At 57.8% G+C, this 24,680-nt stretch carries 19 protein-coding genes and 1 pseudogene; 12 read left to right on the forward strand and 8 right to left on the reverse strand.

Features of this window, described 5'->3' with window-relative positions; genetic code table 11:
* Positions 1 to 135 precede the first annotated feature (135 nt).
* The 11 genes from NKI97_RS07510 (at position 136) to NKI97_RS07560 (ending at position 13,195) form a co-directional block, all read left to right on the forward strand.
* Positions 136 to 1,113: an NAD-dependent epimerase/dehydratase family protein gene (locus NKI97_RS07510; RefSeq protein WP_352450570.1), complete on the forward strand. Its 978-nt coding sequence runs from the start codon at positions 136 to 138 to the stop codon at positions 1,111 to 1,113.
* Positions 1,113 to 3,035 (forward strand): HAD-IIIA family hydrolase, encoded by a 1,923-nt coding sequence (locus tag NKI97_RS07515; RefSeq protein WP_352833333.1) that lies wholly within the window; start codon positions 1,113 to 1,115, stop codon positions 3,033 to 3,035. Before NKI97_RS07510 ends, NKI97_RS07515 begins: the two co-directional genes overlap by 1 nt.
* Complete coding sequence (locus NKI97_RS07520; protein WP_352821909.1) at positions 3,032 to 4,033, forward strand: GHMP family kinase ATP-binding protein; 1,002 nt, start codon at positions 3,032 to 3,034, stop codon at positions 4,031 to 4,033. Before NKI97_RS07515 ends, NKI97_RS07520 begins: the two co-directional genes overlap by 4 nt.
* On the forward strand, positions 4,030 to 4,653 hold the full coding sequence (locus tag NKI97_RS07525) for an SIS domain-containing protein (protein WP_352833335.1): 624 nt from the start codon (positions 4,030 to 4,032) through the stop codon (positions 4,651 to 4,653). The genes NKI97_RS07520 and NKI97_RS07525 overlap by 4 nt, the downstream gene beginning before the upstream one ends.
* A gap of 90 nt (positions 4,654 to 4,743) precedes the next feature.
* The gene (locus tag NKI97_RS07530; protein WP_352833452.1) at positions 4,744 to 5,577 is read left to right on the forward strand and encodes an IS5 family transposase; all 834 of its coding nucleotides are present in this window, start codon (positions 4,744 to 4,746) and stop codon (positions 5,575 to 5,577) included.
* 1,230 nt (positions 5,578 to 6,807) lie between these two features.
* Entirely contained in the window at positions 6,808 to 8,364 is a 1,557-nt protein-coding gene (locus NKI97_RS07535; RefSeq protein ID WP_352749697.1) for a family 16 glycosylhydrolase, read from the forward strand.
* Between the two features lie 323 nt (positions 8,365 to 8,687).
* The gene (locus tag NKI97_RS07540; protein ID WP_352749699.1) at positions 8,688 to 9,053 is read left to right on the forward strand and encodes a hypothetical protein; all 366 of its coding nucleotides are present in this window, start codon (positions 8,688 to 8,690) and stop codon (positions 9,051 to 9,053) included.
* A 270-nt stretch (positions 9,054 to 9,323) separates the two neighbouring features.
* Positions 9,324 to 10,235 (forward strand): metallophosphoesterase, encoded by a 912-nt coding sequence (locus NKI97_RS07545; protein WP_352749702.1) that lies wholly within the window; start codon positions 9,324 to 9,326, stop codon positions 10,233 to 10,235.
* 785 nt (positions 10,236 to 11,020) lie between these two features.
* Positions 11,021 to 11,149, forward strand: coding sequence for a hypothetical protein (locus NKI97_RS07550; RefSeq protein WP_352821920.1), 129 nt, complete (start codon positions 11,021 to 11,023; stop codon positions 11,147 to 11,149).
* Between the two features lie 428 nt (positions 11,150 to 11,577).
* Entirely contained in the window at positions 11,578 to 12,522 is a 945-nt protein-coding gene (locus NKI97_RS07555) for a PA3715 family protein (RefSeq protein WP_352833337.1), read from the forward strand.
* 124 nt (positions 12,523 to 12,646) lie between these two features.
* The gene (locus NKI97_RS07560; RefSeq protein ID WP_156948240.1) at positions 12,647 to 13,195 is read left to right on the forward strand and encodes a class I SAM-dependent methyltransferase; all 549 of its coding nucleotides are present in this window, start codon (positions 12,647 to 12,649) and stop codon (positions 13,193 to 13,195) included.
* Positions 13,196 to 13,499: 304 nt separating this feature from the next.
* On the opposite strand, the gene NKI97_RS07565 is transcribed toward NKI97_RS07560, so the two are convergent.
* Both NKI97_RS07565 and NKI97_RS07570 read right to left on the reverse strand, forming a co-directional pair.
* The gene (locus tag NKI97_RS07565) at positions 13,500 to 13,730 is read right to left on the reverse strand and encodes a DUF6429 family protein (protein ID WP_352822887.1); all 231 of its coding nucleotides are present in this window, start codon (positions 13,728 to 13,730) and stop codon (positions 13,500 to 13,502) included.
* Positions 13,731 to 13,890: 160 nt separating this feature from the next.
* Positions 13,891 to 14,084 (reverse strand): annotated as a pseudogene (locus NKI97_RS07570) (3'(2'),5'-bisphosphate nucleotidase CysQ); the annotation flags it as partial.
* 316 nt (positions 14,085 to 14,400) lie between these two features.
* Here NKI97_RS07570 and NKI97_RS07575 point away from each other — a divergent pair.
* On the forward strand, positions 14,401 to 15,825 hold the full coding sequence (locus NKI97_RS07575) for an adenylate/guanylate cyclase domain-containing protein (RefSeq protein WP_352833340.1): 1,425 nt from the start codon (positions 14,401 to 14,403) through the stop codon (positions 15,823 to 15,825).
* On the opposite strand, the gene cysQ is transcribed toward NKI97_RS07575, so the two are convergent.
* The 6 genes from cysQ to NKI97_RS07605 form a co-directional block, all read right to left on the reverse strand.
* A complete protein-coding gene (cysQ, locus tag NKI97_RS07580) occupies positions 15,720 to 16,529 on the reverse strand; it encodes a 3'(2'),5'-bisphosphate nucleotidase CysQ (protein WP_352833454.1) in 810 nt (269 codons plus the stop codon). The two genes, NKI97_RS07575 and cysQ, sit on opposite strands and share 106 nt — an antisense overlap.
* Positions 16,530 to 16,539: 10 nt before the next feature.
* Positions 16,540 to 18,477 (reverse strand): sulfate adenylyltransferase subunit CysN, encoded by a 1,938-nt coding sequence (cysN, locus tag NKI97_RS07585; RefSeq protein ID WP_352833342.1) that lies wholly within the window; start codon positions 18,475 to 18,477, stop codon positions 16,540 to 16,542.
* 2 nt (positions 18,478 to 18,479) lie between these two features.
* Positions 18,480 to 19,385, reverse strand: a complete 906-nt coding sequence (gene cysD, locus NKI97_RS07590; protein ID WP_352749080.1) for a sulfate adenylyltransferase subunit CysD — start codon at positions 19,383 to 19,385, stop codon at positions 18,480 to 18,482.
* A gap of 456 nt (positions 19,386 to 19,841) precedes the next feature.
* The gene (locus NKI97_RS07595; RefSeq protein WP_352833344.1) at positions 19,842 to 21,158 is read right to left on the reverse strand and encodes an O-antigen ligase family protein; all 1,317 of its coding nucleotides are present in this window, start codon (positions 21,156 to 21,158) and stop codon (positions 19,842 to 19,844) included.
* Positions 21,155 to 22,339, reverse strand: a complete 1,185-nt coding sequence (locus tag NKI97_RS07600; protein WP_352749084.1) for a tetratricopeptide repeat protein — start codon at positions 22,337 to 22,339, stop codon at positions 21,155 to 21,157. Before NKI97_RS07600 ends, NKI97_RS07595 begins: the two co-directional genes overlap by 4 nt.
* Positions 22,302 to 24,680, reverse strand: coding sequence for a GumC family protein (locus NKI97_RS07605; protein WP_352749087.1), 2,379 nt, complete (start codon positions 24,678 to 24,680; stop codon positions 22,302 to 22,304). The genes NKI97_RS07600 and NKI97_RS07605 overlap by 38 nt, the downstream gene beginning before the upstream one ends.

Genomic DNA, 24,680 nt, shown 5'->3' on the forward strand with positions numbered 1-24,680 from the left:
GACGAGCGCAGAGCTTAACGCCAAGCCCGGTCGAACTCCCGGCTCTCCAGCGGTCAAGGCTTGTAAATGGAAGTTGTCATTGCAATCCCGAAGACTTAAGGCGCCAAAGCTTACGCACGAATAGGGCAAATCCGATTGGGTGAACCGCACGCTATTCTTGTATCGGGAGTTGCGGGCTTCGTAGGAAGCAAGCTCGCAAGGCTCTTTGTTGATCGTGGATATCCGGTCTTCGGCTTTGATGACCTGTCACGAGGTTCTCGGCAAAACCTAAGTGGCCTCCTCACGCATGAGAGGTTCATTTTTGAGAAGGTGGATCTCTCAGACGCCGGTGCAGTGAGAAGCCGCTTTATGAATTGTCACAGTCGCATTCCGATTTCCGAAGTTTGGCACATGGCTGCCAATTCGGACATTGCTGCGGGAATCGCCGATGCCTCTGTTGATCTACGCGACACCTTTCTATCGACGTTCAACGTGTTGAACGCGATGAAGGAGGCGGGGGTTCCGTTCCTTGCTTTCGCTTCCAGTTCAGCAGTATACGGCGATTTGGGAGAGGCTCCGATTAGAGAGGATGTCGGGCCGCTGCTGCCCGTTTCCAATTACGGTGCTATGAAGCTCGCATCGGAGGCGCTAATCAGCGCTGCCGTCGAGAACTGGCTAGCTCGGGCTTTGCTCTTTCGCTTTCCGAACGTGATCGGCGTCCCAGCAACACACGGTGTCATTCTAGATTTCGTGAGAAAGCTTCGGATCACGCCAAACAAGCTGAATGTTTTGGGATCGGGGCGACAGCAGAAAGCATATCTTCACGTCAATGATCTGATTGATGCAATTGTATACTTGCGTGCGAACGCATCCGAGCGGCTTGGCTATTACAATATCGGCCCCGGGGACAACGGGGTAACCGTTAGCTTCATAGCGGAGACGACTGTCGGGGCTGTCGCACCGGGCGCGGGGATCGAATATGGAGTTGAAGACCGCGGTTGGACGGGGGATGTTCCCCGATTTTCCTATGACATAGCAAAAATCAGTGCACTCGGTTGGCGGCCCCAGCTTGGTTCGGCTGATGCTGTTCGAAAAGCCGTCGTAGAAATCGTGCGACAGGAAGGACACCTGTGATGCAGGCGGTTGTACTTGCGGGCGGTCGAGGGACGCGGCTCAGGAGCCGGACAAGTGGCTTGCCTAAGTCGCTGGTCAACGTTGGCGGCAGGCCACTTCTTGAGCATCAAATCGTCCTCGCTAAGCAACACGGTATCGAGAGGATCTTGATTCTGGTGAACCACGCTGCCGAGCAAATCGTGGAGTTTTGCAATCAGCGCGAGAATTGGGGGATTGACGTTCTTTGCGTAAATGACGGTGCGCCTCGCGGGACTGCTGGAGCAGTTCTGTCCGTTTTGGATCTGCTCGACGACGACTTCCTTACGATCTATGGCGACACGATGCTCGACATCGATCTCACCCGCTTCAAGTGCTTCCATGAAAAACACAAGGCAGCAGCCGCAACAGTTTTCACCCATCCGAATGATCACCCGCATGATTCCGATCTGATAGACACGTCAGAAGACGGCATGGTTACCGCGTTCTATCCATATCCACACGATCCCGGTTGCTATTACCCCAACAAGGTCAGCGCGGCTCTTTACTATATTCGAAGACACGCTTTATTCCGGTGGCGCGCCACAGTAACTCCGCTCGACTTTGGCAAAGACCTTTTTCCTGAAATGCTTCGGGCCGGTATGAAAATTAGAAGCTACAACAGCCCTGAGTACATAAAAGACGCTGGGACCCCGGCGCGACTTGACAAGGTTTGCGCCGACTTTGAATCGGGCTGCATAGCCCGAGCTTCCCTCACTTCTCCGCAGAAAGCAGTATTTTTGGACAGGGATGGGTGCATCAATGTTGACTATGGACACATCGATCGTCCCGAACGCTTCGAACTGATTGACGGAGCTGCGGCCGCGATCGCTTGTTTCAACCGAGCCGAATACCGGACGATTGTCGTCACTAACCAACCCGTTGTGGCCCGAGGCAATTGCTCTGCACGAGACTTGCGGATGATCCATAACAAGATGGAGACTGAGCTTGGCCGCTGTGGAGCTTTTGTTGATGCCATCTATTTCTGCCCGCACCATCCAGATCGCGGCTTTATCGGTGAGGTGGAAGAGCTGAAGATCCGCTGTGAATGCCGCAAGCCTTCTATTGGGTTGATTAATGAGGCCGTCGAGGCATTCAATATCGATCGCAGCCAATCCTGGGTCATCGGCGATTCATCTACGGATGTCGCTCTTGCAAAGCGGTCTGGCATCAGATCGATCCTCGTCGAGACGGGCGCGGGCGGGTTGGATAGCAAGTATCATGTCACGCCTGACTATACTGTCTCAGACTTGTTGGAGGCAGCTAAGTTCATTCTCGCCGTTCATCCACCCTTGATAAATTCAGCATCTGATCTGATCTCCCATGTGAAGCCAGGTGATGTTTGTTTCGTAGGGGGCCTCTCCCGGAGCGGAAAGAGTTTTCTTTCCAGCGCTATCGCGGAGGTTCTTCGCGGGCGCGGCTTTGAGACGGAAATCGTTGCTCTTGATCGCTGGATACGGTCCGTCGCGGATCGCGAACCAACCGTGATGGGTCGCACCAATGTGGACGAGATCAGGCAGGTTCTAAGCCGCTTAGTGGGAGTTCGCTCTCGCGAGACGCACGAACTGCCCTTTTACGAAAAGCTCAGCCGCATATCGCATCCAAGATCGGAAAGGATAACCGTTTCTCCGGAAACCGTCCTGGTCGTGGAAGGAACCGTCGCTCTTTGGCTGTCCGATCTGGTTTTGGGCGGTCGTGCACACACATTTTTCGTTGATATTGATGAGGAGGTGCGAATGTCCAGAGTAGCGCGAGAATACTTGCGGCGAGGTATGGATTGGGGGACTGCAGCCAGTATTTACAGTTCGCGCCAAGAGGACGAGACACCGATCGTGTTGGCATCGCGGGCGCAAGCTGAACATTGCGTCCAATTGCGGGCGATTGAGCTGACAGAGGCAGTTCAATGATCATTAGTCAGACGCCGTTTCGAGTCAGCTTTGTGGGAGGTGGTAGCGATCTTGCTGCCTTCTATCGGCAGGAAGGTGGCGCCGTCCTAAGCGTTGCTATCGACAAGTACGTCTACGTGAATGTGAACCGCAAGTTCGATAGTGGCACTCGAATCGCTTATTCGAAAACGGAAGAAGTAGACAGTGTTGAGCACATCCAGCATCCGATTGTAAGGGCGACGATGGGATATCTTGGGATCCCTGGAGGAGTTGAGATAACAACTATTGCCGATATTCCTTCGAAGGGAACAGGACTTGGATCCTCAAGCACTTTTACCGTTGGCCTTCTGCATGCACTAAACGCGTTTCGTGGGCAGTATGTCTCCAAGGCAAGGCTCGGCGCTGATAGTTGTCGCATTGAGATCGAACTTTGTGGCGCTCCCATTGGAAAGCAAGATCAATACGCCGCCGCTTTTGGGGGGTTGAATCTTATCGAGTTTCACCCTGATGAAAGCGTCTCGGTGTCACCAATCATATGCCCAGGTGATTTTATCGCTTCAATTGAGAAACAAGTTCTCATGTTTTACACCGGCATTACGCGTAGTGCTTCAGACATTCTCGTCCGACAGTCAGAGGGCATCGCAAGAGCACCGGACAAGCGGAAAGCGCTCCGGCGGATGGTCGAGCTCACGTATCACCTTCGTGATGAACTGCATCGATGCAACCTCGACGCCTTCGGCGAAATCCTCCATGAGAACTGGCTCTTAAAAAAGAGCCTCTCTGAAGAAATCACGAACGATGTAATCGATGGCTGGTACCGAACTGCGTTGCGAGCAGGTGCCACGGGCGGCAAGTTACTTGGAGCAGGTGCAGGAGGTTTTCTCATGTTCTTCGCGCCTCTCGATCGCCACGACGCAATCAAAGTAGCCCTCGGGGAGCTAAAGCATATCCCTGCGAAGTTCGACTTCGTCGGGAGTCGCATCGTTCATTATCAACCGACATCGGAGGCCACCCAATGAATGACTTCAGCGGCAGCGCTCAAGTATATTTCGAGAAGCTCGAGACCGTTCTGGCTTCATTAGATCACCAGAGCTTTGATAACGCAGTAGCCTTGGTCGCGCAGGCACAGGAAGACGGCAAGCAAATAATCACCCTTGGAAATGGTGGCAGTTCACTGACAGCGCTACACTTTATCACGGACTGGAACAAGAGCATCTATCTCTCTACGAAGCGCCCGTTTCGTGGTCGGACGCTGATCGACAATGTGGGCCTTACATTTGCCTACGCCAACGATGTTTCTTTCGAGGATGTATTCGTCGAGCAGCTGAAGAACATCCTGAACGATGGCGACTTGGTCATTGCCATTTCGGGCAGCGGGAACTCGGAAAACGTTTTGCGCGCTGTTCGATACGCTAATGATCATAGCGCAGTCACGTTGGGTCTTTGTGGATATAGTGGAGGAGCGCTCAAGCAGATCGTCCAACACGTGGTTTGGGCGAATGTGAATGACATGCAACTAGCGGAAGATATACATTCTATGTTCGGGCATGTCGTTATGCAGCGTCTTTGTTTTGGAAGTACACAACAGTGGAGCGATTGGCGACAACGGCTCAGCGCTGCTGGAGGCCTCAGAGCCTGACCCGAAACTCGGCTTTGGGGGTGGAAGCGGTTGAGTGGCCCCGTCCGTTGTGATTCGTTTGAGTTGTCTAGACTTGAACGGGATCACGACCTGGGTTGGACGGAGACCACCCGCCGGCGATATTGCCGCGCGGGGCAGCGAGATGCAAACGCGTTGACGGACAGGGAATGGGCGTTGATCGAGCCGTTCCTGCCGGGAACGAAGGCGACGGGACGACCGCGGACGACAGAACTTCGAGCGGTCGTGGACGCGCTCCTCTACATCGCCTGGACCGGCTGCCAGTGGCGGGCATTGCCGGACCGGTTCCCGCCGGTTTCGACGGTTCAACGCTATTTCTATGCCTGGCGGGACAACGGGCTGTGGAAGACCATCAACTTCCACTTGGTGGCTGCGGCACGCCTGGCGCTTGGTCGCGAGGCGAGCCCGAGCGCCGGTGTCATCGACAGCCAATCGGCAAAGACCACGGACGTTGCCGGTTTGCGTGGTTACGACGCCGGCAAGAAGGTCAAAGGCCGCAAGCGCCATATCATTACCGACACCGAGGGACACTTGGTCGGGCTGACGGTGCACACGGCCGACATCCAGGACAGGGATGGGGCAGTCGGCGTCATCGCCTCCGTTCGACGGCTTTATCCCTGGTTGCGCCATCTGTTCGCCGATGGCGGCTATGCCGGAGAAAAACTGTCGCAGGCTCTGGCCAATCTCGGCACATGGACCATCGAAATCATCAAGCGCTCCGACGCGGCCAAGGGCTTTGAGGTGCTGCCACGACGATGGGTCGTCGAGCGAACTTTCGCCTGGCTGGGACGTTGTCGCCGGCTCGCCAAGGACTTCGAGGCGACCATCGCCAGCGCCGAGGCATGGATCTTCATCGCCTCGATCCGCCTCATGCTTCGCCGCATGGCAGCTCCGCGTCGTGCGTAACCGAGTTTTGAGTCAGGCTCTCAATTCAAATCGAGCTGGCGCCGAGACGGCTTGGCAACCCTGATCGAGAACAAGCCATGCCGCAGTTGGACGAACGCGGCCAATTTATAGGCGGGGTCAACCTTGCCTGTACATACGACGATACGGCGAAAGAGCAGGCCAGGCGGTTCGCAGACGGCCGCAAGGTGGAGCTTCGGCGCCTGGTTGCGCAGTTCAAATTTGACAATCCGCGGGACCGGCCCGCGGCTACGAAGCGCCCTCGCGCCCGAGGGCGACGTTTCAGCCATTTCAAAGAGCCACTTAAGGACCATACTTCCCTTGGGTCTTCGCGCTGTTCAGATCTTGAAAAATTCGATCCTGATGCAGGCGCGCTGGCGTGGCGATCAAACGGCCTGTCCGGTGCTGTAGGGGCTGCGCTCGATGACGGTGCCAGCCTTCCACCTCGATCCGCGCAAACGGCACGGTCGAACATCCGGGCCTGCAGTTCCAGCCACAAGCACGTCAGCTAGTCCGCCACGCAGCAACGGCAGATATTCCGGCTGCCCCTCTCGATCACCTCATGGACACGGGCGGTGCGCTCGAGCCACGGATGCCCAAACCAGCGCAACATTTCAGCCGAAGGACACGGTTTTGGTAGGGCGTCCGGAAGGCTGTTTCGGTGCGGCCGTTCGACACACTGCCTACATTAGAAGGTGTTAATAAGTTATCGTCTAGCCTCATTCTCGCCGCAAATGGCAGGTTGGGTTACGTACATCGTCCTCGAATGATCAATTCACGCAGGTACAATGCCGTGTGTGAATAAGTTAGAGAACGAAAATACCTGCGTTTTACTTAGGGACGCGGGTCTAATTAAAACAAAAAAACGCAATGAGCTAATGGTATACGGTACTTACACTATACGACAAGCTCGGCGGTACGCCTGCCGGAAGAGTTGCCCTCACTTCAATCCGGCTGCGGCTGGAACCGTTGAACACCTTGCGGGGCGTCGGCAGCGACACCGTATATGGTTCAAGGAGGAGGCCCTGATGGGCATTCCCGTTGACAAAACTCACCTTCGAGGGCGGGCTCAACGTTAAGCTCGCTCGACAATATGTCTGGGGCGAGGACTTCCAAATCTCCGCTACTTTGCAATCCGTTCGCGTTGCCTAGCTGCGGGCATGCTCATGTCGCGCGCCTCGGCGATGCGCGGCAGTAGAAATCCCTTTTTTCAACCTCAAAGAGGATCACCGAATGGCACTTTCCACACCTGCAGGCTTTGCCTCTAGCGACTTGGTCTACGAGGAGGACTTCTCCGGTACGGCGCTCGACAGCAACTGGCACACCTACATCACCAGCAATGCCGCTAATGGCTGGCCGTGGAACGACAATGGATCGGGCGGAAGTGGGATGGGCAACCAGTTTAACGCCGAATACTTTATGCCGAGCCAAGATACGGTGAGCAACGGGCTGTTGAATCTCACGGCAATCCAACAGCCCGTCAACGGCGTGGTTCAGGGGACGGCACAAACATTCCCGATCACGTCCGGCGCCGTCAGCAGCTATGGCAACTTCGAATTCAACGGCGGCTACCTTCAGATCAGCATGCAGGCGTCGAGCGGCGACGGCGCATGGCCAGGCCTCTGGATGATGCCCGGCCAAGGCGCGGGCAGCAGCGGCGACAATTTTGAGATCGATATACAGGAGGGTGGCTTTACCGGCTCGGGGCCCACAGACCATAATTTCGCCTGGCACCTCCACGGGCCGTCAGGGGCGACCGGTGGCGTCGTCGACAGCGGCGTCGATCTCACGGCGGGTTTCCACACGTACGGCATCAACTGGGTGCCCGGTGAATCGATCACCTGGTATCTGGACGGGAAGCAGATGGCGCAAGTGACCAGCGCACAGGCAGTGATCCCGGATGAACCGATGGAATTGATGATGAGCAATTCGGTCGCGAATTCGAACGCGACCGGATGGCGTACGGCTCTCGACAGCTCGACCCCATCGTCAATGCAGATGCAGATCGACGAGGTGCAGCTCTATCAAAAGATAGGTAGCGGCGACACTGTCACGGGGGCGAACGTCGCTCCCCCAATCACTGGCTCGACCGCGACCGAGACTGGGTCTGGAACCGGGACTGTCGCTCCTTCCGGCGACACCAGCGATGGCACCTTGTACGGCACCAGCGGCGCCGATGTATTGCATGGAACCACTGGCCAGACGATGATCGGCTATGGCGGCAACGACACTTACTATGTCGATAATGCCAACGAGAAGGTGGTTGAGGCAGTGGGCGGCGGCAACGACAGTGTGATCGCCTCGGTGAGCTATGCGCTTTCGGCCGGCTCGGAGATCGAGCATCTCGCCACCAACAACCCGTCCGGCACGAAGACGATGACCCTCACCGGCAACGAGTTCGCCCAGACCATTGAGGGCAATGCCGGCAACAATGTCATCAACGGTGGGCTCGGCGCCGACGTCTTGACCGGTTACGGAGGCCACGATGTCTTCTCGTTCAATACTGCTCTTGGAGCCGGCAATGTCGATAAGATCACGGACTTCAAGCGCTCCCAGGACACGTTCCATCTCAGCGATACCGTTTTTGCCGGGCTTCAGCCGGGAGGGCTTCCATCCAAAGCTTTCTTTGTTGGTGCAGCCGCGCATGACAGTTCCGATCATATCATCTACAACAGTGAAACTGGGGCGCTCTCTTTCGACAGTGACGGGGCCGGCGGCGAATCTCAAATACAGTTCGCCACTCTTTCCCCACATCTGTCGCTCACCGCAGCCTCATTCTATGTGACCTGAAGGAACGCGGGGCTGCCGTGGCCAAATAAGGACTGGATAACAGCACCTGTGAACCGAAGTCAGCGTAGTAAAAGGCGGGAGCCCGGTTTTCGGAGAAGATCTGCTCAAGCAAAAGAGATGGGGTTCCATCCCGATAAGATCGGGATGGAACAGGCTCTGGTTGCTGTAGGTTGTCCATTCAGACCGAACCGAGGAGACTGGAGTTACCAAGCTTCGGGTCCGAATGAACATCCCAGACTGGCACGTGCAGCATCATCAGCTACTTTCTCTCGCCAATGATGCAATACAAGCAGGAGACACTGCGAGAGCGGTAAGCAGCCGGTTTGCAGCCGACGAAAGTTCGCCCTCCGGTTTCAACTCGAGAGCGCCGCAATCTTGTCGAGGCGCAGCCAAAGCATGCGATGCGTCAAAGACGGGAAGCGGTCGGCTCGAAGCTGGATGACCAAAGCCGGGTGTGGAAGGTCGAACTGCAACAACTCGCTCGCGAGACAGGCCTCGCGCTCCACATTGCATCACCATCCGACGGGCACATCGACGTGGAGCAACATCGAACACCCCTGTTCTGCCGCATCACGGACGGCGCCCTCCTCGATCGCGCGGGTCGAGCTGATCGCAGTAACGACAACCAAACGGGGCTGAAGTTGGGCGCGCGGTCGATTCCGCGAGCGACGAAAAAAGGGAACAAGTGAACGATGTCGAGATGGAGGCGCTCGCCATCTAAGGCGACGCGTTCATCCGGTGGGACTACACCATCCGCCCGAGATCAGTGGCAAATCGGAGCAGTTGACGGGCCCTAGCCAGCTCCCTCCCCTGCGCAATAAAGACCAATGCTTGCAGGTGACGCCGATTTGGGAAACTATTGACCTGCTAGGCCTCTCACGCGGTTGATGGGGTTCAGGCTGCCGCAGCTGAATTCGTGGCGATCTCTAAAACCGACCTCGTTGTGCTGGGAAATACAAGTGCTGACGTCGCGGCGCTCATTCCTGAAGCTCTTTGGCGCCGTGTCGCTCGCGACATTCGGTCTGGCGAGTTATGCGCTCGCGATTGAACCTCGGTTTCGACTGCGTGTCACTCGCTACAAGGTCCTACCGCCGCGCTGGCCGACCACTGCCAAGCCCCTGCGCATCGTCGTGATCGCTGACATCCACGCCTGCGAGCCTTGGATGCCGGTTTCCAGAATCGACGAGATCGTCGGTGTTTCGAATAGCCTGCAGCCCGACATCATCCTTCTCCTTGGCGACTATGTGATGGGCGTGCTTCCGCGCTATGCCACCGGGATCGTGCCCGACACTGTTTGGGGCAATTCACTTTCGAAACTTTCCGCGCCACTCGGCTGCCACGCCATTCTCGGCAACCACGACTGGTGGCACGGTGTCGATAGCGTCCGCGCAGCTCTCGTCGACAATGGCATTCCGGTCCTCGAGAACACTGCCACGCTTATCCGTCAGCAGGATGGCCCAGCATTCTGGCTCGCGGGTCTTGGCGACCAGTGGGCCGTGCAGTTGTCTGGCGGCGTGTATAAGGGCGTCAACGATCTGCCTGGAACACTGGCCGCAATACCGGACGACGGCAATCCGATATTGCTCCTTGCCCATGAACCGGACATCTTCATTACTGTCCCTGACCGTGTCAGCCTGACGTTATGCGGCCATACGCATGGCGGACAGGTGCGCTTGCCATTCATCGGCCCACCCATCATCAACTCAGCCTACGGACAGCGCTTCGCCTACGGGCATGTCGTCGAGGGTGGGCGGCACATTATCGTATCCGGGGGTTTGGGCGTATCGTGGCTGCCGGTGCGTTTCGGCGTGTCGCCGGAGATCATAGTCGTCGATATCGGCTCGAAAAACTCTCGTCCTGTCGACGAATGACATCTGCTGTCCCAGAGAGACCTGCGTGCGCGGACCGTTCCGCGCGAGGGTATTTATGGTCGTGTACATGCGGTCGGGGTTTCGCCGTGTTCCCATCGCCTTCCAAGACGAACGCAGCACAGTCCATCATCCTTTCTCCGGACGGGCGGAGTTCGGCGGATAGCTCTCGACCGGAATGTTTTAATGAGCTGAGCCAGGCGTCCAAAACACCTTTCTTCGACATTCTCGGGGAAGGGAAAACCTGAATGAGGTCAGCGGCAGCTTGCAGCCCATCCTTGTCGTTGGCGCCCGAGCAAAACGCATCTTGGAGCCTGCAAATGGGCATGCTTGGACGAGACCTCCTTTCGGCCATCGGCGGGCATACTCCTTTTGGATGAGGCGGCGCGAACCAGCGTTTCAGGACTACCAATTCCTGAAGGGGCCTGCGCCCGGCAGCGTGCTAGGACTGTTGCGCGCAATAGCGGATCAAAACCGTGACCCTCGACATACTCGGCCAAGCCAGGCCGAACACATTCGTCTTTGAAAGCAGTGCTCTCATCAAAGCCACTGGCTTCGGGAATACGACACGCGCTGGTGGTTCGGCCATCCAGACCGGGAGAAAAAGCCCGAACTCAACCTGATGGGCATGCAGGAGATCGGCATGGCGTTTCGCACCTTGATCGGCCGAATAGGTATAGTTCCCGACACCATCACTGGTCACTACTTGCACAACTGCCATCTAGTCTTACTGGTCAGAAGCCTATGATATTGTCATCAATGCTGAGGTTCCGGACCAAGCCGATGGGATGGACTTAGCACTGGCGATCCGGGCAAGCGGCTGGATAAACGACCTGGTTGTCCTCGAAGAACTCGACATGAATGCGGCGCTCGCAGCTGCCAAAAAGGCTGCCGGCGTTTACAAGCCCGCCGGCTGATTGGACAACTGGCTGTACATTGAAGGCAGCACGGTTCCGATGGAACGCGCCGTGCTGCCAAGTCTCAAGGAAAGACACGCTGCGGTTTCGGAAAGCCGAAGCAGGCGCGGCATTGGTTCTGCTTTGATACCGTGCCGACAGCGAACGCGACCGGCTCAGGGGGTCAGAAACGGAGGTCATGCCGAGTTAATTTTGGAATGTACACCCTAGAAGGTGTGCTTGACGGATCGGCAAGGTCCGGTTTTGTAGAGGTTTCTTGTCGGAGCGCTTCTTTATCTAATCGGAGCGCGACAAGGCAATCGAGGTCACATTGTCAGTATCTGTTTCAGGTAGCTCGAACAGCCTTGGCAAAAATTGGCCGCGCGGGCGGCGTTCTCATGATCGCCGTCCCTAAGCGAGCTCGAACTTTACGACTTTCCAGGATACCTATGGTCCTGACGCAGCGGGTGGAGCTAGCCGTCACTTCCCTGCACCCTGTGCGCCGCCACCAATCTCGCGTAGAAAGTCACTGGCCGAACCTGGCCCTGCGAGGCGAGAATTCCATGCGAATAGTGTTGCCTGTCCTGTTGCTCGGCGCCGCCCTCGCCAGCCTGTCGCCCGCCCGCGCCGGGGCGGGCGATTGCGGCGACGCTGCCGCCCTGCTGCAGCAGGCCTATCCAGAGGCCCGAAAGAGCGCCGACGGCGCCTCGTTCACGGTTGCACCCCATACGAGCATCGCCGCAACGCTCCCGGAGAGCGATGCGCCATTCGGTCTGATTTGCAAGATTTGGCCCGCCCATGACGACCTGCTGTTGGTCGCAGTGCCGCTGATTGACAGGGCTAACGGCGACCACCTGCATGTCGGCGATATCGAGCTTCTGGTCGTCGACACGAATACGCTGCGTGTGCGCCAGCGCCTGCTCCAGCCCGGTCTGATGACCGATGACATGATTGTCATTGAAAAGGTGGAATTCGACACCGGCCGTTACGCACTGGCCCCCGATGTCAGCGCATTCGGCCTGCGCATCGAAATGGCGCACCATTCGCTGACCGCTCCGTTCACTGAAACCGACCTGCGGCTCTACGCTATCACCGGCGATACGCTACGCGTGGTGCTCGACGGCCTCGTGGTGGCCGGCCATAGCGGCGATAGCGATGGTAGTTGCGCCGGATACTTTCATTCCAGTCAAGTCAGCCTGATGATAAGCCCGGCGAGCCATCATGGCTATCACGATATCACCGCGGTTGAGCGGTCGAATACCGATAATCCCTCCCCCGACCAGAATGGCGAATGCCAGTCCCATCCCGCCAAGTCTGTGAAGCGGACCTACCGGCTGCGCTATGACGGCAACCGCTATCCGGTTCCCGCGGCACTCAAGGTGATGGGGTTGTGAGGCGGCCGCACACGTCCCTGCCTTGGTTCGTCAATGTCATCAATTCCAGTTGAACGGGTATCGACCGTTAATTCTCTCGTGATAGGAGGCGCTCAAGGGGGCTCTTCTCAAAGGAGCTGATGATTTGTGGTGGTCAAGATTCAAAAGGGGTTTTGCCGGAACGTGGGACGACAGACTTGACGGGCTATTCTCCGCAAAGGTCGACTACGCCGGAAAATCCATTCTCGATGTTGGCTGCAATATGGGTGTTGTCGCCTATGAGATATCCAAGCTGAAACCCAGTTCGATCCATGGGATCGACATTGCCAAGCCGCATATCGAGACTGCAAAGATGTTGTTGAGCGGCTCCCCGGTACATGCCCGGTTCGATCGCCTGAATCTTGGCAGCCGGCGCCTCGGCAATATCCTTCTACCGAAATACGATATCGTCCTGCTGCTGGCCGTCTATCAGCACATGCAGCGCAACATCGGCCCAGGCAAGGCGCGAAGGGTGCTTTCCAATATTGTGAGGCGCACCTCGAACGTCGTTGCCCGCGTTCCGCCTGGAACGGATGGCGAATTCATCGAAACGCTTTCTGACGAAGGATTCCAGGTCAAGAGCACTCACACATCGCCTCTTGGTAGTCATGTGCTGGTGCTTGAGAAACCTGCCTTCGGAAATCCGCAGCCATAGAGATTTCGCATCGCCAGTGGCAATCTGCCCCACCAACATCCCATGTGTCAGCAGCGGCGCCGACCCGCTGCTGGCTGCAACTCGGCCCGGAGCGCCCATTCCGCCGGGAGAAGCATCTCGCGGCTACGGTGTTCTCTGCCACTGCCTTAAAAGATAGGATGCCCCCGTTGGCCTAGCTGACGAAGACGAATTCGTCCGCCACGGCGAGAGCACTGCGCGTCCCGCCTGCGGTCAGGGCGCCGCCGTTATCGAAATTCAGCCGTGTGCGCCATCATTTCTTCGGCGCCCGCCCAGTGCTCATGGCTCATGGCGCCGGAAGGGTGAACAGGGTTCGGAATAGCTCCTCCGCACGCCGCAGTCCTTCATCTGTCAGAACCACGTACTTCGCCTTGTTTGCCGGATTCGCGATCAACCCCTTCTCGTGCAAGCGATCCAGAGCATTCCAATCCAACCCCTTCCAGGCGCGCCTCTCTTCATGCAGCAGCCAAAGCAGGCCCAGAACCGCATCGTCGATCTTGTCGGTGTCGATCTCCATGCAAGCAACACGCGAAAGGGCCTCTGCCACGATCCACACCGGATGGTTACTCCCTGCCACGAGCGTTCGCCTGAAAACAAGTGCCTCACTCAGGCGTCGCATCCGCGACGGCGTCATTGGGGGCGACGAGCCGGGACGGGATTGGAGTTCATTATGATGCCTAAGCGGCCGTGGCAGCGTTGCCGCTGGCAATGAAATGCGAATTGGCGAAATCCTCGTCTTCGCTCAGGTTGCGCTTATCGCAGGCGAGCGGCGCACTATCCAGGTGCGCGTCACACTGCCGGCAGCGCGCAGCACCGCGTCACCGGCCGCGGTGTCCCATTCCCTAGTGTGGCCGAAACGCGGATACGTTTCGCGGGACACTTTCTTTTCCGACGCGCTCTCCGGCCGCAGAAGTCTCAACTTTGCCAGAAGCGAATTTTGACCCCTGAGCGGTTATCGCAGAGCGCATTCCGGCCACAACCGACGTTGCGACATCCCTTTCACTGATTCACTGCCCGTCCAGCGCCAGAATGCGAAATCCGCTGTGAGGGTCGGGGCTTCGCAACAACCGCTCGAGGTCGGTCCGACGTTGCAGGGGTGACATGTTTTCATCGAGCCAAGACTGACTCTGGTACCGTGCTGGGAATGAGCTATAGTTCAGATACTGCGACGGCCGGGCGCTTGCACAATGGCTGGACTGGGTGAACAGATTGCGCGTCAGCAGCGCACCATGGGACCGCTCCTGGTGGCGGCAGTGGTCATCGGCCTTATCGGTCTGCCCGTCGCAGCCTGGCTCGACCTCCGAGACCTGTCGGAACGGATGCTGCGCAGGCAAGCCAGCGAAATCAGCCGCATCATCGACGAGATGCGCGGATTCTACGGCAGCGACGTCGTGGGACGCGTGCTGCAAGCTAACGGCGCCGTGACTGCGACGCACAACTACCGGGACGTGCCAGGCGCGATCCCTATTCCAGCAACCCTCTCGATCGAACTCGGCAAGCGCATCAGCGCTCACGACGGGTCGGTCAAATATCGGTTCGTCTCGGATCTGCCTTTCAAAGGTCGCGCGCCCCACCAGCTCGATGCGTTCGAGCGGAATGCAATCTTGGCTTTGCGCGCCAACCCGAAGGAGCCGATCATCGAGGTCTCGGGTTCACTGTTTGACCGGCAGGTCCGCGCCGCGGCCCCTGTCATAATGGGACAAGTGTGCGTGACCTGCCATAACTCACACCCGGACAGCCCCAAGACGGACTGGAAGGTAGGGGATGTCCGCGGGATCCAGGAGATATCAGTCAATCAGCCTATCGCTGCGAACGTGCTGACCTTCAAGTATCTGCTCCTATATTTCGGTTTCGCGGCGGCGGCGGGCCTGGCGTTCATTCTCCTGCAGCGTCGGCAGTCCGCGTTGATTCAGGGCATCAACAAGGAGCTTTCCGAGGCAAACGACTTCCTGGCCGCGATTTCATTGAAGATCGCCAAATACCTTTCGCCTCAAATCTACAAAAGCATCTTCAGCGGCCAGAAGGACGTCACCATCGCAACCGAGCGCAAGAAGCTCACAATCTTTTTCTCCGACGTCAAGGATTTCACCGCGATCGTGGAACGGCTCCAGCCCGAGGACTTGACGCTTCTCCTCAACGAGTACTTCACCGAGATGTCGACGATCGCGCTCAAACACGGCGGCACCGTCGACAAGTTCATCGGCGACGCGCTTCTTGTGTTCTTCGGAGACCCCGAGACGCAAGGCGTCGAGGAAGACGCGAGAGCCTGCTTGCGCATGGCTGTCGACATGCAGCGTCGGCTGGAGCAGTTGAACAGGGTGTGGCATGACCGCGGAGTTGAACGGCCCTTCCGAGCTCGCATGGGCATCAACACGGGCTATTGCAATGTTGGGAACTTCGGTTCCGATGATCGGATGGACTACACGATCATTGGAGCCGAGGCGAACTTGGCGGCCCGGCTGCAGTCGATTGCCGAGCCCGGCGGCATCTGCCTCAGCTATGAGACTTACGCGCTCGTGCGCGACCTTGTCCGGGCGCGTCCGTTAGCCCCGCTGGCGATGAAATGCGGATTGGCGAAATCCTCGTCATCGCTCTGGTTGCGCTTGCCGTAGGCGAGCGGCTCACCATCCAGCGTGCGCGTCATGCCGCCGGCGGCGCGTAGCACCGCGTCACCCGCGGCCGTATCCCACTCCATGGTGCGTCCGAAGCGCGGATAGACGTCCGCCTCGGCGCCGGCGACAAGGCAGAATTTCAGCGACGAGCCGACCGAGACGATCTCGGCGGCGCCAAGCGCGCGGATATAGGCGTCGGTTTCCGGCGTGTTGTGGGAGCGGCTGGCAACGACGGTCAGCGGCACCATACCGGCCCTCGCCGAAATCGGCTGGCGATCGACGATCTCGTAGTCGCCATTGATCTCGATCGTTTCCGCTTTGCCCGGCCGGCCGGAAAAGAAGCGGCCGGTGCAAGGCGCAAAGACGACGCCGATCTCAGGCACGCCATGGCGAACCAGCGCGATATTGACGGTAAAATCGGTCCGCCGGTTGACGAACTCCTTGGTGCCGTCGAGCGGATCGATAAGAAAAAAGGCGTCGCCGAGATCCGGCGCTATGATGCCGGCAGAGGCTTCCTCCTCTGCCACGCATGGAATCTCTGGAAATGCGGCGCGTAGCCCGGCAAGGATGATCTTTTCGCTCTCGCGGTCAGCCTCCGTCACCGGCGAACTGTCCGACTTGCTGTCGACCGCACAGCCGGCACGAAAGACGCGCATCACCTCGCGCCCCGCCGCCAAGGCAAGGTGCTCGAAGACGGCGAGCATCGCTTCGTCGTCAGATACCGCCGCCGCTGTCATATTGGTCTTCGGCAATGTCCCGCTCGTTCAGCCAGTGTTCCAGGGCGTCCACCATCTCCTCGGCCGATCTGCCGAGGGTCTTGAGATGGATTTCGGGCTTTTCCGGCACCTCATAGGGTGAATCAACGCCGGTGAAATTCTTGATCTCGCCGTTCAATGCCCGCGCATAGAGCCCCTTCGGATCGCGCCTGGCGCATTCCTCGAAGGGTGTGTCGACAAACACTTCGACGAATTCGCCGTCGGCCATCAGTTCGCGCGCCATGCGCCGCTCGGCGCTGAACGGCGAGATGAACGACACGATGACGATCAGCCCGGCGTCGGCCATCAGGCGTGCCACTTCGGCGACGCGGCGGATGTTTTCGACACGATCGGCGTCGGTGAAACCGAGATCGCGGTTGAGGCCGTGACGGACGTTGTCGCCATCCAGAATGTACGTATGGCGCCCAGTGGCGAACAGCTTCTTTTCGAACAGATTGGCGATGGTCGACTTGCCCGAGCCCGAAAGCCCGGTGAACCAGAACACGGCCGGCCGCTGGTTCTTCATATCGGCGCGGGCGCGCTTGCCGACATCGAGCGACTGCCAGTGGATGTTTTCGGCGCGGCGCAGCGAATGCAGGATCATGCCGGCGCCGACCGTGGCGTTGGTGATGCGGTCGATCAGGATGAAGGCGCCGGTGGTGCGGTTTTCGGCAAACGGATCGAAGGCGATCGGCGACCGCGTCGAGATATTGCAGATGCCGACTTCGTTCATTTCAAGCGACTTGGCCGCCTCATGGGCAAAGTCGTTGACGTTGACCCGGTATTTCAGGTCGGTGACAGTGGCGCTAGTCTGGTCGGTCTCGGTGCGCAGGATGTAGGAGCGGCCAGGCAGCAGCGCATGTTCGTCGAACCAGACGATGTTGGCGGCGAACTGGTCGGCGACCTGTGGCCGCGCCGCCGGCGATACCAGCATATTGCCGCGCGAGACTTCCACCTCGTCGTCGAGGACAAGGGTGATGGCCTGGCCGGCAATAGCCTGCTGAAGATCGCCGCCATGCGAGACGATACGCCTGACACGGGAGGATTTGCCCGATTTGGCGACGACCACCTCGTCGCCCGGCGCAACCGACCCGGAGGCTATGGTGCCGGCGAAACCGCGAAAATCGAGATTGGGACGGTTCACATATTGGACCGGGAACCGGAACGGCAATTCGACCGCGGCCTGGTCGACCGACACGGTTTCGAGATGTTCGATCAGCGTCGGGCCGGAATACCAGTCAGTCCTCTCGGAACGACCAGTAACGTTGTCGCCATAGCGAGCCGACATCGGTATGGGCATGATCGTTTGGAAGCCGAGCTCGCGCGAGAAGTGCCCGTAATCCGCGACGATCCGTGTAAAAACCGCCTCGTCGAAACCGACAAGATCGATCTTGTTGACGGCGAGCACGATGTGGCGAATGCCCAGAAGCGAGGCAATGATCGAATGCCGCCTTGTCTGGCGCAGCACGCCCTGGCGCGCATCGATAAGCACGATGGCGAGATCGGCGGTCGATGCCCCCGTCGCCATGTTGCGGGTGTATTGTTCGTGGCCGGGCGTGTCGGCGACGATGAACTTGCGCTTCGGCGTGGCGAAGAAGCGATAGGCGACGTCGATAGTAATGCCCTGCTCGCGCTCGGCCTCGAGACCGTCGACCAGCAGCGCGAAGTCGACGTCGTCGCCGGTGGTGCCGTGCTTGCGCGAGTCGCGCTCGAGCGCCGCCAGCTGGTCCTCGAAAATCTGCTTGGTATCGGAAAGCAGACGCCCGATCAGCGTCGACTTGCCGTCGTCGACCGAACCGCAGGTCAGGAAGCGCAGCAGCGACTTTCGTTCCTGCGCCGCCAGATAGTCGCGGACGCCGTCGGTCGGGGCGAGGCTCTTGGCCATGATGTGGCGCATTTTCAGAAGTACCCCTCGCGCTTCTTCTTTTCCATTGAGCCGGCCTCGTCGCGGTCGATCAGGCGACCTTGCCGCTCGGAAGTGCGCGCCGTGAGCATTTCGCCGACTATCGCCTCCAGAGTGTCGGCTTCGGAGTCGATCGCGCCGGTCAGTGGATAGCAGCCGAGCGTGCGGAACCGCACCATCCGGTTCTGCACCCTCTCACCAGGCCGCAATTGCATGCGTTCGTCATCCCTCAGGATGAGCATGCCGTCGCGCTCGACGACCGGTCTTTGCTTGGCCAAGTAGAGCGGCACGATCGGGATGTCTTCCTGGAGAATGTATTGCCAGATGTCGAGCTCGGTCCAGTTCGACAGCGGAAACACCCGGATCGATTCACCGGCTGCGATGCGGGTGTTGAAAATCTTCCACATCTCCGGCCGCTGGTTCTTCGGATCCCAGACGTGCTGGGCGTTGCGGAAGGAGAAGATCCGCTCCTTGGCGCGCGACTTCTCCTCGTCGCGGCGGGCACCGCCGAAGGCTGCATCGAACCCGTATTTGTCTAGCGCCTGCCGCAGTCCCACCGTCTTCATCACATGCGTGTGGGTGTTGGAGCCATGGTCGAACGGATTGATGTTGTCGCGCACCCCGTCTTCATTGACATGGACCAGGAGGTCGAAACCGAGCTTTTGCTGCATCTGGTCGCGAAAGGCGATCATTTCGCGGAATTTCCAGGTCGTGTCGACATGGAGAAAGGGAAAGGGCGGCTTGGCCGGATAGAATGCCTTCATCGCCAGGTGCATGAGCACGGACGAATCCTTGCCGACCGAATAGAGCATCACCGGCTTGGCGAAAGCCGCGGCCACCTCGCGAAAAACATGGATGGATTCGGCCTCAAGCCGCTGAAGGTGCGTAAGTGCGATGTTCATGGACTGCGAGCGTTCTTTCGTACCGATCCACGGAAGGGCCTGCATCGGAGGCGACCTTCAGCCGCCCGATTCAAACTGCACTTCCGGACAATCTATTCTCGTGCGGGCTTTCTAGCAGATCGTTCCGGTCCAGAACAATGCAAGACAGGCTTGCGGCCGAATGGTTCGGGAATGAATTTTCCGTACGGCCAGCAAAATCGGGAAATTTCTGCTCAGCGACGGATGCCGCTTGAAATGGGCAGGAAAATATTGCCTGGGCTTAGGAAGCTGAGAGCAGGAGCCGGCAGTCAGGGCGCTTGCCTGCCAGTCGTCCGCCTCATTCAGCCGACGACCAGCCGTGGCGACGAGCCGTGGCAACGAGCCGTGGCGACGAGCCGTGGCGACGAGCCGTGGCGACGAGCCGTGGCGACGAGCCGTGGCGACGAGCCGTGGCGACGAGCCGTGGCGACGAGGTCGCTAAGACGACGTTCCGATGGGAACAAGTAGCTTGTCACCGTTGTGGTCGATCTCGATCATCTCGCTCTTACGGCTCAGGCGTTCCGCAAATCCTTTGTGAAAGATGATGGCGTTCATATAGGCAAAGGTCATGGCCAGCGCCTCGGTCCGCAGCGGATAGTCGACGAGGGAATGAATGAGCAGAAACGATACCGAGAGGAATGCGGCCTTCTGAAGTGGGTCACGGCGAATCCTGGCCAATGCAATCAAAAGCAATACGAAATAGCCTACCATAAGCAGGATAGCAGGAATTCCCCCTTCGAAGGTAATTTCAAGATATTCATTGTGAGCATGATTCACATACTCCCTGAAAATCATGCCTGCTCTTTCGTATATCTGGTAGGCTTTCTGGAAATTCCCGAATCCAATGCCTGTCGCCCAATTGTCTTTGATGCCCTCGATTGTGGTTCGCGCAAATTCTCCTCGCCCGAACGCCGGATCAAGGGCCTGTGCATCCAGCTTGGTCCAGGCGCTTATCGTGTAGATCGAAAGCGCGATAAAAATCAGGAGAACACTGTGTCCACTCACCCTCGAACGGGCTGAGAGAAAGACCACGGATAACACGGTGATCGCCAACCCGATCAGAACACCGGCGCGGGAACCGGCGGCCAAAAGAAGCAACAAAAGCGCGATCAGGCCGAAGGATCCAGCCAAGAGATGTCCACGGAACAGACCGTAATAGACGACGAAGGGGATAGACACAAAAAGCAACGCCGAAAAATGATTCACGTTGGCGAAAAGCCCGGCATTGATCGTAAAAGGCAACAGCCCGACAATAGCGACATCGTCGGAGAGCGAATATTGGATTGCTCCCGCCAGACCGTTGCAGATAACGCCCATGAAGAAAAACGGCAGGAGCGCGGTGACCTGCTCGGCACGCAAACGCAATACCGCCAAAAAAAACGCCGTCGCGGCCAAAAGGTAAAGCAGACATTCGACCGTGCGGCCGAGCCCAACGCTGATGAAGCGAAAACGGCTTTCTCCAACCCAGGCATCTCCGAGCAGCCGTTCCGGCCGCAACCCGTTGAATATGGCCGCGGGCAGTGGGACGATTTGCAGAAAGGTCAACGCCACGGCGAAGATCAGCAGCCACAGAACAAACCGGGGGATTCTCTGGCCGGGGGTTTTCGAAAAGACGGCCGCCGCCGAAACAATGGCCGCAACCTCGATCAGAGTGTCCGTGTAAAGGCCGCTCGCAGTACCACCGCCGATCAGCAGCGATACGAACAAGACCGAGCCGAGGAAATATTTATCCCATTCCGACGAACGGTCATTCAAGATGGAAGTCTCTCGATGCTCAATTTGTGCATTACCAAGGTGCCGACATATCGAAATCGCCAGCTCTCGGCAATGGCGGCCGTCTGCAGCGTCAACAGTTGCATGGGGCAGTCAGTCGGCCCGACCGAAAAATCCTGACTCAGACTTTGTCGGTTGAATGTGCCCTCAGGAATGTTGAACCGTGCGATCTCACCGGCCGGCCCCAGACATCTGATCGACCAGAACAACTCCTTTGGAAGCTTCAGGTTGCGTGCAGAGGCGAACAGCGAAATCCTATAGGAGCCTGGGGGCAGCGCGACGTACTGCTGAAGGGCTGTGTTCTTGACCGGTGTGTTCAAAAACCGGACCGTCGCGCCACTCTCGCCTTCCACCGCATCCTGGGATTTCGCAAATGTAATTTCCAGGCCCGATTGATCGCGAGTCTGCCAATCGAACGGTTTGCCGCCGGCGACCGGCTCAAACGTGCCGTTGAAAATATATCCAACCAGCTTCCGCTCTTGATCGGACAGGCTGAAAAGAAATAGCCGATATGCCGGTCCATATTCCCTCTGGCGAAAATAGCCGTTGATGACGGCACTGAGTTCGCCCGAATTTGGTGGCGCGTTTGATCCGGTCAAGTCGAGCAGCAGCCGATTTGCGAAATCGAGCCCCTCGGAGGTTTTGCTAAGTGCGTAGATCAGACTGACCCTCCAGGGCGCCTCCGCCTTGATGGCCGTCAGCACGGCTTGGTATCCGTCGGGATCTGAGAGAATTTTCGGTAGGCCATCGGAGATCGCCGGAAATTGGTCTGGCCATCGCCGCAGCAATGTGTCGATCTCGCCGACAGCCCTTGACAGATCACCTGTCTCGGTCGAGTGGCCGATAGACCTCTGGAGCGCATGGATTTCCGTCTTGGACAATCCTAGGGCCTGATCGAAAAGCTTATAGGCTTCGTCTCTCTCGCCTTGCCGATATTTGATCTCACCGATCAGGCTGTAGAGACGTGCGTCGGCCAGATTGAAACGAAGCGCATCCTTGGCCCTGGCAAGCAAGGCCTCAAGGTCCGGAGCGTTATTCGTGTCGTTCAGATCGCTGGTGATCTCGCTTATCAGCGCATCGACGTTCAGCGGATCCAGCGCAAGAGAAACGGCTGGCGTTTCCGTCTCAAGTAACCGACTTAGCCCGATCGACGAAGCCGCCAATACTAGAACGGATGCGACGAACCAAACGCTTGAACGCCGGAGATTTCGCATAAGCGGGCTGGTCTGCTCCATGATCCACGTTGCCCTCAATCTTCGCTGTATCCGCGCCGTAGTTGTAATATTGGTAGTTCATGTACTTGTAGGCGTAGTTGTAGTCGAACTTGTTCACCGCAAATTTGGACATCGCGGCCCCAACCACATTGGCACCGGCGGCTCGCATGCGCTTCAACGCCGCTTTGGCCGACTTGCGCGTCACCTGATTGGTAGAGATGACCATCAATGTGCCCTCAGCGAGCCGGCTGAGAATAGGAGCATCCGAAAGGCCAACGATCGGCGGCGCGTCGATGATGACAAGATCGAAGCGCTTGCCGAGATTGGTTATGATAAGAGCCATCTTCGGTGACGAGAGCAGATCCGCTGGGTTTGGCGGGATCGTGCCAGAGGTCAGAACGGTGACGTTGGGATATTTCGTCGCCCTGAAAATGCTCGCCAGATCCTCCTTGCGAACGGTGTTTGTCAGCAGATTGCTCAGTCCGATCGTATTGTCGAGACCAAACAGGCGATGAAGGTTCGGTTTGCGGAGATCGCCGTCGACAATGAGAACCCTTGCGCCGAGCGCGGCAAAATCCTGGCCGAGTTTGAACGATGTGGTCGACTTGCCTTCCGAAGGCTCCGAACTCGTGACGACCAGCGATCGTGGCGCGCCTTCCGCACCGGAAAACTGCAGCGATGTTCGAAGCGAACGATAGGCCTCCGACAGGCCGGATTTCTGATCGGCAATAGCGGCCACGAGTTCCCGGTCATCGACGAGCGGCAAGATGCCGAGCATCGCCAAGCCGAGCTCCTTTTCAACCTGCTCGGGATTGGTGAAGGTGTTGTTAAGGAGTTCGATGACATAAATGACAGACGCGCTCAGAGCCAGGAAAAGCGCCAGCGCTATGGCGACGTTGATGCCTAGGCGCGGCGAATATGGGCGATTCGGCTGGGTGGCAAAATCTACGATTGCGGCGGTTTGGGTCTTGAGTTCGGAGCTGACACCAACCTCGTTCAGCTTGGCGATGAGGCTGTCATATTGAGAACGATTTGAATCCACTTCGCGCTTGAGGATCGTGTATTTGATGTTCTTGTCGTTGAAGATAACCTGCTGCTTTTCCATCTCGACAAGTTTGGCCTTCAAATCGGCCTCCTTGTTCTGTGCCTCCTGGTATTTCAACCGCAGCGAATCCGTTATGGCTAGGACGCCGTTGTTATAGAGCCGCTGCAACTCCTTGATCTGCGACTGGAGCTGCTGCATTTCCGGAAAACCAGGCTTTAAAATACCCAGTTTCTGCTGGTACTGGCTGGTCAAATCCGCCAGCTTTTCACTGAGCTTCTGCAGACCTTCGCTTTCCAGGACGGGGGCCAAGCTCGAACCGCGGCCTTTATCTATCTGGTCTACCACCCGCCCTGCATCGAGACGATCCTGGATCGCTGTCGCAAGGGCGGTGTTCAGCGCCTCGATATTCGAGCCTATTAGAGACTTGTCGTCACCGGTTGTCGTGATGCCGGCATCCTTCGCATACGCAACCAGTTCTTCTTCCGATTTCTGAAGCTTCTGCTTCACCTGCAGGACCTGTTCCTGGATGAACTGTCGTGCCAGATCGGATGTTTCGCTTGTCTGGTCAAGGCGCTGGTCAATAAAGCTTTGCGCGACCTGGTTGGCCACATCGGTTGCATATTTCGGTTTCTGATCGACAAACGTGATCGACAGCAGGCTCGTGTTGGGAACAACGTTGACGGTGAGATCAGTTAGAATGCGCCCGATCGCAATCGCCTCGCGTTGCTCCGGCGTTTTCTCCTCTATGGAGGCCGATTTGGAAATTCCAAACGCGCGATAGAAGATGTTTCCGAGGGAAAAATCCGGCGTGGGGAACAGGAAATCCGGTTTTTCACTAAGCCCTAACTGGAAGACAACGCGCTGGGCCAATGCACGGCTTTTGAGCTTTTCACGGGCCGTCAGGAAGGCCCGGACGTCCGCGTTTTCAGAAACCACCTCGATGTCCTGGAAGACCTTGGCCGAAGGAACAAGCACCTCCAATTGCGTGGTCGCCTGATATTTTGGCGTCTGCATCATGGTAACGATGACGCCGGCGACAAGTCCAGCCGCCGCCATCATGACGATCAACCAGCGGTACTGGACAGCGTAAAACAGCAGCTTTAACGGGCTGAAGCCCTCATCCTGCTCCGAGTGGTCGCGACCATAGGGGCTATAGTTTTGCGCACCGTCATAATAGAGGTCCGCGGACAACGCCTGGCTATGTCCTGGGCCTGCAATTTGATGCTGTCTGTTACGATCGAGCAT

The sequence above is a fragment of the Mesorhizobium sp. M0296 genome (assembly GCF_040321675.1).
Taxonomy (GTDB): domain Bacteria; phylum Pseudomonadota; class Alphaproteobacteria; order Rhizobiales; family Rhizobiaceae; genus Mesorhizobium.

What these genes read in the sequence shown, in the direction of transcription:
- NKI97_RS07515 (WP_352833333.1), top strand. Translation starts at nt 1,113, where the DNA reads ATGCAGGCGGTTGTACTTGCGGGCGGTCGAGGGACGCGGCTCAGGAGC.
- NKI97_RS07520 (WP_352821909.1), top strand. Translation starts at nt 3,032, where the DNA reads ATGATCATTAGTCAGACGCCGTTTCGAGTCAGCTTTGTGGGAGGTGGT.
- NKI97_RS07525 (WP_352833335.1), top strand. Translation starts at nt 4,030, where the DNA reads ATGAATGACTTCAGCGGCAGCGCTCAAGTATATTTCGAGAAGCTCGAG.
- NKI97_RS07535 (WP_352749697.1), top strand. Translation starts at nt 6,808, where the DNA reads ATGGCACTTTCCACACCTGCAGGCTTTGCCTCTAGCGACTTGGTCTAC.
- NKI97_RS07550 (WP_352821920.1), top strand. Translation starts at nt 11,021, where the DNA reads ATGGACTTAGCACTGGCGATCCGGGCAAGCGGCTGGATAAACGACCTG.
- NKI97_RS07555 (WP_352833337.1), top strand. Translation starts at nt 11,578, where the DNA reads ATGGTCCTGACGCAGCGGGTGGAGCTAGCCGTCACTTCCCTGCACCCT.
- NKI97_RS07565 (WP_352822887.1), bottom strand. Translation starts at nt 13,730, where the DNA reads ATGGAGATCGACACCGACAAGATCGACGATGCGGTTCTGGGCCTGCTT.
- NKI97_RS07575 (WP_352833340.1), top strand. Translation starts at nt 14,401, where the DNA reads ATGGCTGGACTGGGTGAACAGATTGCGCGTCAGCAGCGCACCATGGGA.
- cysQ (WP_352833454.1), bottom strand. Translation starts at nt 16,529, where the DNA reads ATGCTCGCCGTCTTCGAGCACCTTGCCTTGGCGGCGGGGCGCGAGGTG.
- cysN (WP_352833342.1), bottom strand. Translation starts at nt 18,477, where the DNA reads ATGCGCCACATCATGGCCAAGAGCCTCGCCCCGACCGACGGCGTCCGC.
- cysD (WP_352749080.1), bottom strand. Translation starts at nt 19,385, where the DNA reads ATGAACATCGCACTTACGCACCTTCAGCGGCTTGAGGCCGAATCCATC.
- NKI97_RS07605 (WP_352749087.1), bottom strand. Translation starts at nt 24,680, where the DNA reads ATGCTCGATCGTAACAGACAGCATCAAATTGCAGGCCCAGGACATAGC.